The 12,627-nt window shown below is 41.0% G+C and carries 12 protein-coding genes; 8 read left to right on the forward strand and 4 right to left on the reverse strand.

Translation table 11 applies throughout. The annotated features are described in order from the left end of the window. Positions 1-48: 48 nt before the first annotated feature. From pstB to phoR, 4 genes are read left to right on the forward strand one after another with little or no spacing between them, the layout of a single operon-like run. Positions 49-879, forward strand: coding sequence for a phosphate ABC transporter ATP-binding protein PstB (gene pstB, locus D9T12_RS03420; protein WP_130536865.1), 831 nt, complete (start codon positions 49-51; stop codon positions 877-879). A 21-nt stretch (positions 880-900) separates the two neighbouring features. Then, positions 901-1,641, forward strand: coding sequence for a phosphate signaling complex protein PhoU (gene phoU, locus D9T12_RS03425; protein WP_130536866.1), 741 nt, complete (start codon positions 901-903; stop codon positions 1,639-1,641). Between the two features lie 30 nt (positions 1,642-1,671). Continuing rightward, positions 1,672-2,385, forward strand: a complete 714-nt coding sequence (phoB, locus tag D9T12_RS03430) for a phosphate regulon transcriptional regulator PhoB (RefSeq protein ID WP_130536867.1) — start codon at positions 1,672-1,674, stop codon at positions 2,383-2,385. A 6-nt stretch (positions 2,386-2,391) separates the two neighbouring features. Next, positions 2,392-3,669, forward strand: a complete 1,278-nt coding sequence (gene phoR / locus D9T12_RS03435) for a phosphate regulon sensor histidine kinase PhoR (protein ID WP_130536868.1) — start codon at positions 2,392-2,394, stop codon at positions 3,667-3,669. A gap of 161 nt (positions 3,670-3,830) precedes the next feature. On the opposite strand, the gene D9T12_RS03440 is transcribed toward phoR, so the two are convergent. Further along, on the reverse strand, positions 3,831-5,402 hold the full coding sequence (locus tag D9T12_RS03440) for an inorganic phosphate transporter (RefSeq protein ID WP_130536869.1): 1,572 nt from the start codon (positions 5,400-5,402) through the stop codon (positions 3,831-3,833). Positions 5,403-5,725: 323 nt separating this feature from the next. Here D9T12_RS03440 and D9T12_RS03445 point away from each other — a divergent pair, with 323 nt between their 5' ends. Both D9T12_RS03445 and D9T12_RS03450 read left to right on the forward strand, forming a co-directional pair. Then, on the forward strand, positions 5,726-6,688 hold the full coding sequence (locus tag D9T12_RS03445; protein WP_130536870.1) for a PstS family phosphate ABC transporter substrate-binding protein: 963 nt from the start codon (positions 5,726-5,728) through the stop codon (positions 6,686-6,688). 421 nt (positions 6,689-7,109) lie between these two features. After that, on the forward strand, positions 7,110-9,407 hold the full coding sequence (locus D9T12_RS03450) for a methyl-accepting chemotaxis protein (protein ID WP_130536871.1): 2,298 nt from the start codon (positions 7,110-7,112) through the stop codon (positions 9,405-9,407). A gap of 63 nt (positions 9,408-9,470) precedes the next feature. Here the strand turns inward: D9T12_RS03450 and D9T12_RS03455 are convergent, their stop codons facing one another. Further along, on the reverse strand, positions 9,471-9,722 hold the full coding sequence (locus tag D9T12_RS03455; protein WP_130536872.1) for a 2Fe-2S iron-sulfur cluster-binding protein: 252 nt from the start codon (positions 9,720-9,722) through the stop codon (positions 9,471-9,473). A 143-nt stretch (positions 9,723-9,865) separates the two neighbouring features. On the opposite strand from D9T12_RS03455, the gene D9T12_RS03460 reads away from it, so the two are divergent. After that, positions 9,866-10,708: an ion transporter gene (locus D9T12_RS03460; protein WP_240693224.1), complete on the forward strand. Its 843-nt coding sequence runs from the start codon at positions 9,866-9,868 to the stop codon at positions 10,706-10,708. Between the two features lie 112 nt (positions 10,709-10,820). On the opposite strand, the gene D9T12_RS03465 is transcribed toward D9T12_RS03460, so the two are convergent. Next, on the reverse strand, positions 10,821-11,339 hold the full coding sequence (locus D9T12_RS03465; RefSeq protein WP_130536873.1) for a DsrE family protein: 519 nt from the start codon (positions 11,337-11,339) through the stop codon (positions 10,821-10,823). Positions 11,340-11,511: 172 nt separating this feature from the next. On the opposite strand from D9T12_RS03465, the gene D9T12_RS03470 reads away from it, so the two are divergent. After that, entirely contained in the window at positions 11,512-11,814 is a 303-nt protein-coding gene (locus tag D9T12_RS03470) for a BolA family protein (protein WP_130536874.1), read from the forward strand. A gap of 48 nt (positions 11,815-11,862) precedes the next feature. On the opposite strand, the gene D9T12_RS03475 is transcribed toward D9T12_RS03470, so the two are convergent. After that, entirely contained in the window at positions 11,863-12,531 is a 669-nt protein-coding gene (locus D9T12_RS03475; protein WP_206199128.1) for a hypothetical protein, read from the reverse strand. Positions 12,532-12,627: the final 96 nt, after the last annotated feature.

Here is a 12,627-nt window from a genome sequence, read left to right on the forward strand (position 1 = left end):
CCTTAGGCGTTTTAACTGCGAAAAAAGAATTTACATAGGTATTTAAAAATGAATGAACAAACTATTAGTATTTCAGCGGCCAAAGGCGTACCTCAAGGCTTAGAAAAACTTTCATTGGAAAATGAAAAAATTGCGATTCAGGTAAAAGACTGGAACCTCTATTATGGTTCTAAGCAAGCCCTTAATGGCGTAACAATGGATCTTCCTGAAAACCGTGTCACAGCGTTTATTGGTCCATCGGGTTGTGGTAAATCGACTTTGCTGCGCTGCTTTAACCGAATGAATGATTTGATCGATATTGTAAGCGTTGAAGGTGAAATGACACTTCATGGTGATGATATGTATGCCAAAGATATGGATGTGGCAGCATTACGGCGTCGAGTGGGAATGGTTTTCCAAAAACCGAATCCATTCCCAAAATCGATCTATGAAAATGTTTGTTACGGGTTACGTTTACAAGGAATCACTGATAAAACCGTTTTGGATGAGTCGGTTGAATGGGCCTTAAAAGGCGCAGGCCTTTGGGAAGAGGTTAAGGACCGTCTTAACGAGAATGCACTTGGTATGTCGGGTGGTCAACAACAGCGTTTATGTATCGCTCGTGCGATTGCGATAAAACCAGAAGTTCTGTTGCTGGATGAACCAACTTCAGCCTTGGATCCAATCTCAACACTTGCAATTGAAGAGCTGATTTTTGAGTTGAAAAAAGATTTTACGATTTTGATTGTAACGCACAATATGCAACAGGCTGCGCGTGTTTCAGACTATACGGCCTTTATGTATATGGGGGATTTGATTGAATATACCGATACGGATTCATTATTCACCAACCCACAAGTTAAACGTACTGAAGATTATATTACTGGCCGTTACGGTTAATGAAATAAAGAGGATTAAAGCATGGAACGTGAAGAATTTAGCACGCATATCTCAGAGCAATTGAACCGTAACATTGAAGCTTTATTCAATGAAGTGGCCAGAATGGGAGGGCTAGTTGAGAGCCAATTGACAAATTTGCGTCAAGCCTTGGAAACAGGAAACATTGATTTAGCCAAAGAGGCTTTAGCGACTGATGAGTTAATTAATCAGGAAGAGATGGAAATTGATCGCCTGAGTGCTGCGGTACTTGCTCGACAGCAACCTACGGCATCGGATTTGCGCTTGATTGTTATGGCAATTCGTGTGGCGGTAGATTTAGAGCGCATGGGTGATGAAGCGGTTAAAATTGCTAAGCTAGCGATTCATCAATGTGAAGAGGAAGTCGGCTGTACTCGTTTACCTTGTTATAACGAGCTTTGTACATTGATGCAGTCTGGAGAAAAAATGATTCAGAAAACACTGAACGGTTTTTCACGTTTAGATATTTCAGACGTTCTTTGGGTTTATCAGGAAGAAGAACGTATGGACATGGTTTTAGCGGATGCATTAGTAACCGTACGTTCAAAATTGGCATCGGAGACGGATTTATCTCAAATTGATGTGTTAACAGATATGTTTATGTCTATTCGTGCAGCTGAGCGTGTGACGGATCATGCTTTGAATGTTGCTGAAAGTGTCGTATATTTAGTCAAAGGTATCGATATTCGTAAGATGGGTGAAGAAGAAATTGCCAAGCTTATTGAAGATGACAAGAACTCCTAGAGATAATCATTCGTTCCAAAAGGAAAAATTTTGAGTCAACAAACGACCAAGCCTCTAATATTAGTGGTCGAAGATGAGGCGGCTATTCGGGATATGCTGAAATTTACTCTGGATTCGTCAGGGTATAAGGTAATTGAAGCATCCAATGCTGAAGAAGGTATGCGTTTGGCTGAAGAGTCACAACCGGACTTAATTCTGCTTGATTGGATGTTGCCTGGAATTTCAGGTGTGACTATGGCGAAGACCTTGCGCCAGAAGTCTTTTGGTAAAACGATTCCTATAATTATGTTGACGGCTCGTGGTGAAGAGGAAGCTCAGGTTCAAGGCTTTGAATCAGGCGCAGACGACTATGTCGTCAAGCCTTTCTCACCTCGAGCCTTGACGGCTCGAATCAAAGCGTTGTTACGTCGTCAAACGGATGATAGTTCGCAAAGCAGTGATCAAATTATTGCGGGTCGAATGCGTTTGGATACCGTCAGCCATCGTTTTTATATTGATGATGCGGAAGTCAAAGTTGGGCCAACGGAGTTTAAGTTAATTCTGTTTTTTCTATCGCATTCAAACCGAGTTTTTACGCGTTCGCAACTGCTTGACCAGGTTTGGGGTGTCAATGTCGTCGTGGAAGAACGTACCGTTGATGTGCATATTCGACGACTTCGAAAAATCTTAGAGCCTTTAGGAGTTTCTAACTATATTCAGACGATTCGTGGCTCTGGTTACCGTTTTTCGGTAGTGGAGGGTTGATCGAATTTGTTAAGTGCTGGTGTTAAACGTGAACTCACTTGGATAATCACCTTTATATGGGCCTTATTGTTTATAGGGTGGTTAATCGAGTGTTTTATTGGTCCTGCGATAGTATTCGTCGTGTTTTATATCGGTCGTCAACTATGGTCGACTTACAAATTTGAACAATGGATGAAAGGTGAGGGTGAAGTTAATCACCCCCCGGTTTCTGGTTTTTGGAGCGAGGTGTCCTACCAAGTTTCCAAAAAACAACGTGCTCTAGAAAAGCATGCCGATTTATATCTTTACAAATCTGAGCAGTTTAAAGCTGCTTCTATGTTGATTCCAAGTGCGATTGTTTCACTGGATAGTGAAAATCATATTGAGTGGTTCAATGATCCTTCAAAAAAAATTCTTGGGCTGAGACGTTTAGATGTTGGAAGGCGGATTGAAGGCATTCTTCGTCAACCTGAATTTTTAAGGTATCTTCAAACAGAATTATTTGAAAACACGATTAAGTTGAGTTTGCAGCATGGCCGCATTTATGAAATTCGTGTCATTGAATATTTTGAAGATCATAAACTTATTATTGCGCAAGACATCACTGAACTTTACCAGTTGGCGCAGATTCGTCGAGATTTTGTGGCAAATGCTTCTCATGAATTACGCACGCCGCTTACGGTTTTACACGGTTACCTTGAGTTGATGCAAGAGATGGCTGATGAGCCAACTTGGCAACAACCGCTGGAGCATATGCATAATCAAACTGTACGCATGAGAACCATTATTGAAGATTTGTTGACCTTATCCACAATGGAAGCGGACTCCATTACCGCTGAAATTCAGTCGGTGGATGTGCCGGCCATTTTAAAAAGGCTTCAGCCTGAGGTTGCGCAATTAACGGATGGTCGTCATCACTTTGAATTTGAGATTGATGAAGGTTTGAAAATTCAAGGTTACCAAGAACCTTTAAAAAGTCTGTTTATGAATTTGCTTTCCAATGCGGTGCGCTATTCACCGGATGGCGGTAAGATTGTTGTTAAATGGCAACGTACTCGCAAAGGTGCAAGTTTTAGTGTCAAGGACCAAGGTATCGGTGTAAGTGCTGAACATATTCCTCGTTTAACTGAACGTTTTTATCGCGTTGATAAAGATCGATCTCGGGTAACAGGTGGCACAGGGCTTGGGCTTGCAATTGTGAAGCATGTGTTAGAAAAACATGATTCCCGATTACAGATTAAGAGTAACTATGGCAGAGGCAGTACTTTTAGTTGTACCTTTCCGTTAAATCGAATTTCCGAATAAGATTTTCGTACTTAATCCTATTTTGAATTTTGTACCGGCCGGTAAGGTTTGTTCGGTTTTATATTTTGAAACACTGGCGAACCGGATAACCAAACAAAAACGGCCGGTTAAGAAAACTTAACCGGCCGGTAAATAACTTTGGTTTTGTAGCTAGAAATACTTTACGGAAGCATCATGCCGCGAATGGCAAAGAAGATAATCGCCGCCAAAATGGCCGAGGCTGGAACCGTAATCACCCAGGCTGCCACAATCTTTAAAAATGCAGAACGCTTGACCAATTCTTTTTGGTAAACCTTGTTCAATGATTTACGCTCTTTCTTCGACAGTTCAATTTCGGCTTTTTTCTCTTTCAATTGCGCCAACATGTATTTCTTTTCATCTAAAGAGGCTTTTGAGAAGCGGTTAATAAACTCGTTCACTTCGTGTTCATCTGCACCCTGATGATGTTCTTTGATTTCCTCTATGGCTTTTGCATAGTTACGTTTTAGGTATTCACGTAAGAAGCCGACCCCAAAAATCCCACCAACGGCAATATGGGTAGAGCTTACTGGCAGCCCTAGTTGAGAAGCGACGATGACGGTAATCGCTGCGGCCATAGCAATGGAAAATGCTCGCATTTGGTCAAGTTCGGTAATTTCTGAACCTACTGTACGAATCAGTTTTGGTCCAAAAAGAAGAAGCCCAAGTGAAATACCTATGGCACCAATTACCATAATCCAGATTGGAATTTCGGCTTTGCCGTGAATTTCATTACTTTGTAATGCATCATGAATTGCTGCTAAAGGTCCAACGGCGTTGGCGACATCGTTTGCGCCGTGTGCAAAGCTTAATAATGCCGCAGCAAAGATTAACGGAATGGTAAACAAGGTGTTGATATTGGCTTTGGTACTTTGCATTTTCGCCGCTTGACGAGCAATCATCGGTTTGACACTTAAATAAACGATTGTGGCTATGGCTAAACCGACCAAAAGAGCTGTCATGAAATCGGGTTTCCAAACTTTCTTCAAACCTTTTAAAATTAGGTAGGTTGAGAAGGCCCAAGCCATAATGGCAATCAATAGTGGCACAGTTTTTTTAGCGGCTTCGACCATGTCCTCTTTATAGGTGATGGATCGCTTAATCCACATGAGGAAACCGGCGGCAATCATCCCTCCAATGACAGGCGATATAATCCAACTAGCGGCAATTGCCCCCATTTTGTCCCAGTTAGCAATACTCCAACCAGCGGCTGCGATGCCCGCTCCCAAAACCCCTCCAACAATTGAGTGCGTTGTTGAGACAGGAGCACCTAGCGCCGTGGCTAAGTTTAGCCAGAGAGCCCCAGCGAGCAAGGCGGCCATCATTAGCCAAATAAAGGTTTGTGGATCGCCAACCATTGCTGGATCAATGATGCCTTTTTTGATGGTGCTCACAACTTCACCACCGGCAATCAAGGCACCTGCCGATTCAAAAATAGCAGCCAGTATGATTGCGCCAGTTAGAGTCAGTGCCTTTGAGCCAACTGCAGGACCTACATTGTTGGCAACGTCATTTGCACCAATGTTAAGAGCCATATAGCCGCCAATCATGGCTGCTACAACAAGTTCAACGCTAACCGTGCCGGTTCCAATATTAATATTCGACGTGAATAGTAAGATTAAGACGATAAACAACATCGCCGTGCCAAACCGGAACATCTCTTTTCGACCTCTGGATGTGGCGTTTTCAAGCTCATTAATGTCTTTTAATTCCATTTTGATACTCTCATTTTCACTGACTCTGTCTTACCAAGTCGAATCCTTTCCGGACTAAGTTGCTTGGCCTATTTTTACCGGCATTTTATAGAAATCCATTGGGTTTTGAGCCAAATGTTGCAGTTTTTTTACTCTGGCGCAAGTTACAAAGAGTTTTTGGTGTTTAGTCTATTGAAATATAAAGAAAAAAATTTAGTGATAAGTATAACTAAGCACATTGCTTGTCATAATTTTGTCATCTAGATGTCAAGCCGTATTTATAGTTCATCCTTAATATAACCACCGTCATTTTTGTTTTCACTTTTATTTTTACGGGGAAATCCATGAAAAAGTCGAACATCCTAGCTGCAATGGGCTTTGCTGCCGTTGCGACACTTGTAACTCCTGCTTATGCAGTTGAAGACCTTCCAGAATACAAAAAAGTTTCTGGTATCTCGGGTAACCTTTCTTCAGTTGGTTCTGATACTTTGGCTAACCTAATGACGCTATGGGCTGAAGAGTTTAAGCGCATGTACCCGAATGTAAACATTCAAATCCAAGCAGCGGGTTCTTCTACTGCGCCTCCAGCTCTAACTGAGTCTACATCTAACATCGGTCCTATGAGCCGCATGATGAAAGACAAAGAAATTGCGATGTTTGAAAAAGAGCACGGTTATAAGCCAACGCCTGTTGCGGTTGCAATCGATGCGCTAGCGGTTTATGTGCATAAAGATAACCCAATCAAAGGTTTAACCATTCCTCAAGTTGATGCGATTTTCTCTTCAACTCGTAAATGTGGTGCGAAAGACGATATCGCTAACTGGGGTCAAGCAGGTGTTGATGGTCAACTAGCGAACCAAACAGTTCAGCTATATGGTCGAAACTCAGTTTCTGGTACTTACGGTTACTACAAGAAAAAAGCACTTTGTAAAGGTGACTACAAGTCTTCTGTAAACGAGCAACCAGGTTCTGCCTCTGTAGTTCAGTCGGTTTCTCAGTCTCTAAACGGTATTGGTTACTCTGGTATTGGTTATAAAACTGCCGGTGTTAAAGCGGTTCCACTAGCTAAGAAAGATGGTAAGCCATTTGTTGAAGCAAACCCTGAGAATGCTGTAAACGGTACTTACCCACTTTCTCGTCTACTTTACGTTTACGTAAACAAAGCACCTAACAAAGCAATTGAGCCAGTAGTTGGTGAGTTCTTGAAGCTGGTACTTTCTAAGAAAGGTCAATCTGACGTAGAAAAAGATGGTTACATCGCTCTACCTAAGAAAGTTGTTGAGAAGCAACTAGCGAAAATCAACTAATTCGAAACGATTATTTGATACAAAAAGAAACCGGCCGGTAGAGTTTTCTACCGGCCGGTTTTTTTGTTTTATGGAAAGTTCAACATTGCAATGGTGTTTTTAACAGTGCACTGATGACTTTTGATACTTTTAAAAAGCTTATTTTTCTTTTTAATATCGTTTTATACTTAAAAATCTATTGAAAAATGGATAGAATACCTTCCCGTCTTTGCTTGCCTAGCTAGAAAGTCTGTAAAAGCAATATCACGTTTTCATTATTTGATCGCTTAGCTTTTTTGAAGCGAGAGCCTGCAACAATTGTTTTAAGTTAAAAGCCTATCGATTTTCAACGATTTTTCTTGAAGCGTATAATTAAAAAAACTACTATCAAAAGAATGTATAAACAAGCTGTCATGCTTGAATCGCTCAATCTGGAGGCCTAATGGAACAGGTAACATTTAATAAACGGTCGGCAGGACAGAATCTATTGATTCTCTTATTTGTCTTTTTCATTATTAATTCTGTAGGCTTGGCTACGATTATTTTTTATCAAAATAAAGGCGAAGTGGAGCAAAATAGACTGCAAGCGCAGTTCGCTGAAAAAATGCGTACCTTTTCCGAAATTCAAGCGCACTTAGGTTATGGTCAAATGATCCATAACTTCAAAAACTTTGTTATTCGCGGCGATCAGGACTACCGTTCTTCAAGCTATATCCAAGCTTTCGAAAATAACATCAATACATTGAAGGCAGCAAAATCTCATTATCTGCAATTGGAAGGCATTGTAGATATCGAGAAAAACAGCTTGCAAACAATTGAAGCGGTTTATCAAGAATATGCCAAGAAATTTGAGCTGGCTAAACAGCTCAAGTCGCAGGGACTTACTCCAAATGAGATTGATAAACAGGTGCTCGTGGATGATCGCCCTGCTATGAAAGCATTACAAGAATTAGCAATACATATTGAAACGGCCTGTTCAAACGAGCTGACAGCGAAACAAGCAGAGGTAGCGCAAACCATTGTTTGGGTTACGGCTTTGGAGTTTGTGGCGGTCTTTTTATTAGTATTGCTCTCTTTTGAATTGTTGGTTCGACGTCAGATTATTGCACCGGTCAAAAGAATGCGTGATGAAATTAAAAACATCTGCGATTCTGCAAGCATATTGAATGCCGAAAAACATATCCGTATCGAAGGGGTTAAAGAAACTCAGCAGCTGGCGTGCTATATGCAAGGCATGTTGAGCAGAATCGGTAGCACCATGAATGAAATGACCACGATTAAAACCACCGTCGACCAAAGTACGGCCAATATTATGATTGCGGACAATGATTTGAATATTGTTTATATGAATAGAGCCATCATTCAAACGCTCGAGTCGGTAGAGAAAGAAATCCAGAAAATGCTGCCACACTTTTCAACTGAAAAACTCATTGGTGAGAATATTGATATATTTCATGTCAATCCTGCTCACCAAAGAAAATTGTTGGAGAATTTGCAGGATACTTATGTTGCCAAACTAACTTTAGGTGAATTGCATCTACAGATTATCGTTAACCCAATCACTAATGATCATGGTGAAAAAACCGGTTTTGTGACTGAGTGGAAAGATGTGACGGAGTCAGTCAAGTTAGAAAAGATGCAGTCTGCTGTTGAACAAAATCTTAAAGTAATGGTTAACCGAGCAGCCAAGGGCCATATTGGTGAAGAAATCGATACTTCTTTATTGGATGGTTTTATCCGAGACTTAGGTGATCAAATTAACTTTATGTCTCGTTCAATCCATCAGGCGAATGAGTCGATTGCAACAGTCATTGACTCCATGTCAAGTGGTGATTTGACGGTAAGGGTTAATGGTGACTATGAAGGTGATTTAGGACATATGCAGTCCGCCATCAATAGCTCTCTGGATAGCCTGTCGAAAACAATGGCGCAAGTCAAAGAAGGTGCAAACCGTATCGGCGACGATATGAAAAGGCTTTCAGAAGGCAATCAACAGATTACAGGGCGAATCCGTCATCAAGCAAGTTCACTGGAACAAACCGCGGCAACGATGGAAGAGATTACCGCGGCTGTTCGTAATAATGCTGAAAATGCGAAACATGCAAATGAGCTAACGATTGATGCAAGTCGCACCACGGAAGAGGGGGCGAAAGTGATGCGTCTAACGATCGAGTCCATGCAACAGATTAAAGAGTCGAGCGGTCAAATTGAGCAAATTATTGGTTTAATCGACTCCATTGCTTTCCAAACAAACTTATTAGCGTTGAATGCTGCGGTTGAGGCTGCGAGGGCAGGAGAACATGGACGAGGTTTTGCAGTTGTTGCCGGGGAAGTGCGCAATCTTGCTGGGAAATCTGCAGACGCTGCAAAAGAGATTAAAACGTTGATTGAACGCTCTGTGGAACAAGTGACAGAGGGTACTCGATTGGCTGAAGAGTCTGGTAATGCTCTACAGCAGATTAGCGATTCTATTACTCAAGTCACTGGAATGGTCGGCGAGATAGCGAGCAGTTCATTTGAGCAATCTCAAGGCATTGATCAGTTGAATCAAGCTATCATCGACTTGGACAAAAACACTCAAGAAAATGCGCATTTAGTCGAGGCTTCGGCTGAAACGGCTCAAAGTACCGCTGATGCATCTACTCACCTTGTAGAGAGTGTGAACCAGTTCAAGGTAAGAGAGCAAGGGACTGGGACTCCTCGTGCAGAGAACCGTGGATTAGGTCTGCCAAAAAAATAGTGGGAGAGGGTGCCTCAAATTTTGAGGCTTTCCTGACTTTTTAGAGGATCTTGATTTTGGAGCTTAAACTAATTCAATAGTGATGTCTGTCAAAGGGATAACGCTGCAAGTCAAGATGTGACCTTTATCCGCTTCATAAACCGGTGATTGGATTTCTTCCACATCGCCGGCAACCAACTTCACCAGACAGGCACCACAATTACCGCCACGGCAGCTGTAAGGCATATCAAATCCATTCTCATCAAGAGCTTCAAGCAATGAAAATTGGCCATCAAAATCACACTCTCCTTGGCCGATTACGGTTATCTTCGCCATAGTGTTTCTCCTTTTATCGTATGCATTAAAAAATTTTATTTTAACAACTTAGTGTAAAATTTTTTGCAGTAAAATACCGCCGAAATTTCCACCGGCCGGTGGATATTGAAAACTTCTCAATATTTGCGTTTTTAAAGAGTGCTATGAGTATGACCTGGAATGATTTTCAAACCCGTTTTCAAATGATTCGCGATAACAAAATTTTTGAAGTATTTGTTATTACCATCATTATTTTATCTTCATTGATGATAGGTATTCGTACCTACAACCTGCATCCGACATTTGAATCGATTTTGATTATTTTGGATTATGGCGTTACTTTGTTTTTCTTAATGGAAATCATGATTCGCATGGCGGCAGAAGATCGTTTGCGAGACTTCTTTAAAAAAGGTTGGAATGTTTTTGACTTCACCATTGTGGTCATCAGTCTGATTCCATTGGACGATTCACAGTATGCATTGATTGCACGAATGTTACGTTTATTCCGTGTGATGCGTTTGATTTCTTTTATTCCGGAACTGCGCGTTTTGGTGACTGCGTTAATTACTGCTTTGCCAAGAATGGGGTATGTAGCGCTGTTAATGTTTATTATTTTCTATTTGTATGCAGTCATCGGTAACTTGTTGTTTGCACACATCAACCCAGTTTTATGGGGAGATTTAGGGATTTCATTATTGACTCTGTTCCGTGTTGCGACGTTTGAGGACTGGACAGATGTTATGTATGAAACGATGGCGGTCTACAAACTGAGTTGGATGTATTACATCACGTTTATTTTCTTCTCTGCATTTGTGTTTTTAAATATGATGATTGGTATTGTGGTCGATGTTTTGGCTGAGGAGCATAAAAAAATGGAGGCTGAAAAAATGGGCGTCAGTTTAGAGGAGCATGAATCTTTTGAAACGCATATCAATGATGAAATTAAAGCGCTCCATACAAAGTTAGATCAGTTATTGGCTATGCAACAACAGCAAAATAAACCATAAAGCGCTTGCTATTAAACAGTGTCACTACGACCACACGTCGTTATGGGTAGTCGTCGATAGATTGTGATGTAAAGCCCAGTGCCGACTTGAGCACTGGGTTTTTAGTTTGTCATTACCAGACCAGTAATTTGTAACCTTCTTCTTGCAGTTCCATCAACGCTGCGGCACCCACTTCCGAGTATTCTGCAAAAGGGCGCATGTCTGAATCTGTCCAATGAATAGTATTCATAGTGTTACCACAAGCAATCCAACGAACATTGTAATCTTTAGCAAAACTGCCCACGCGTTCATAGGTTAATGGATCGACTTTTCTCTGTGGTTCCTTGGCCAGCACATGTAAGCCAGGACCAATGGCAACCACAGCAATTTCTACATTGTCGCCATATTTTTTAATCATTGCTTGAATCGAGTTTAAAATTCCTAGCTGATAATCTGGATCGGCTTTGTTCCACATATAGACCGCTTTATGTTCCGCTGGATCACCAGGAAAACGATCGCTTGGAGGATCTTGCAACTCTGGAACCGGTTTAAGTTTGAATCCATCGGATGTTTTGCTTGCATCAGCTGCATTTGCATTGAGGCTTAAGCCAAGTACTAATCCGGCGATAGCAAATTTTTTCCAAGTTTTCATAAAGTATCCTTTGTTTAGAGAGCGATTCTTTCGATTACATTTCCATATTATTCTGACCCATTATACTGATCTAAACTCTGACTTTGCAGTGACTGTTTTGTACCGGCCGGTATAAATTTTCTCAGCAGTCTTTATAATTACAGAAAAATTAATCTTGTTATTGGAGAATTTTATGAGTATTAAAGGTCAGATTGAATCTGTTATTCAGGCGGAGTTTTCACCACTGGAAATGCAGGTTATAAATGAAAGCCACATGCATTCAGGGCCTGCAACTGACTCACATTTTAAGTTGGTTTTAGTTTCTGAAACGTTTGACGGCTTAAATAAGGTTAAACGTCAGCAAGCGGTATATCGTGCCTTAGCCGAAATTATGCCGCAGATTCATGCGCTGGGGCTGCATACTTACACACAGGATGAATGGCAATCGATTCACCAACAAGCGCCGGCTTCCCCAAAGTGTGGTGGAGGCCATTGATTCGTTATTTGTGATTAGCGCTCTTCATTTCTAGTCTAATGTTGAGTCCTAATGTTTTTTCGATTTATGAGGTTTGTTGGGTTTATTGGGTTTATGTGAAGTTTGGGGCTCTTCTTGTTCTGTTTCCTCTGGTAACGTTTCTGTCGCTGCAAATTGCGGATATTTCAATTGCCAAATATGTATAAATTTTTCATCTACTAATTTAGTTTGTAGCAGGTGAACCGCTTGAATGTACTGTTCAATGTACTGATAGTTACCCTTTTTAAGGGATTGCCAGAGATGTCGATAACGCTGAGGAAGAAAGTGTTTGAAGTGGGGTATCAACCCAAAATCGCCTTCGGTATTTTTAATGCGTTCAATCACTACATTGTGTGCTTCAAATCGAAGGTTTTGGTCTTTTGCATCAATCATCCGGCTAATCCAAAACAGTAAGAGTGCACCAATGATAAACCCTATTATGGGTTGATCAAATATTAGGCCGCCCAAGGTGAAAAGTGCCAAGGTAATGACTGTAATAGGAATGGTCATAGCCGAAATCCAAATATACTTGCCTTTCAGTTCTTGGAAAATAGCTTCAGAGTCATATTGTTGCAAATCAACCGAGTGCAAGCGGGCTAACATCTCTTCAGGGCTTGGAATCGAAGAATCAAAATCTTGCGGCATCAAGTCCGCAGGGATGTTCGGTGACTGGTTTTCGGGTAAAGTTTGGTCTGACATGTAATGGTCTCTATAAAAACGGTGTCGTTTTTAGTATTTTAAAAAATACTTATACTTAGTCTTATCATAAAGCTTTCAATGATTAGTTCATTCAGA

The sequence above is a fragment of the Thiomicrorhabdus indica genome (assembly GCF_004293625.1).
In the GTDB taxonomy this organism is placed as follows: domain Bacteria; phylum Pseudomonadota; class Gammaproteobacteria; order Thiomicrospirales; family Thiomicrospiraceae; genus Thiomicrorhabdus; species Thiomicrorhabdus indica.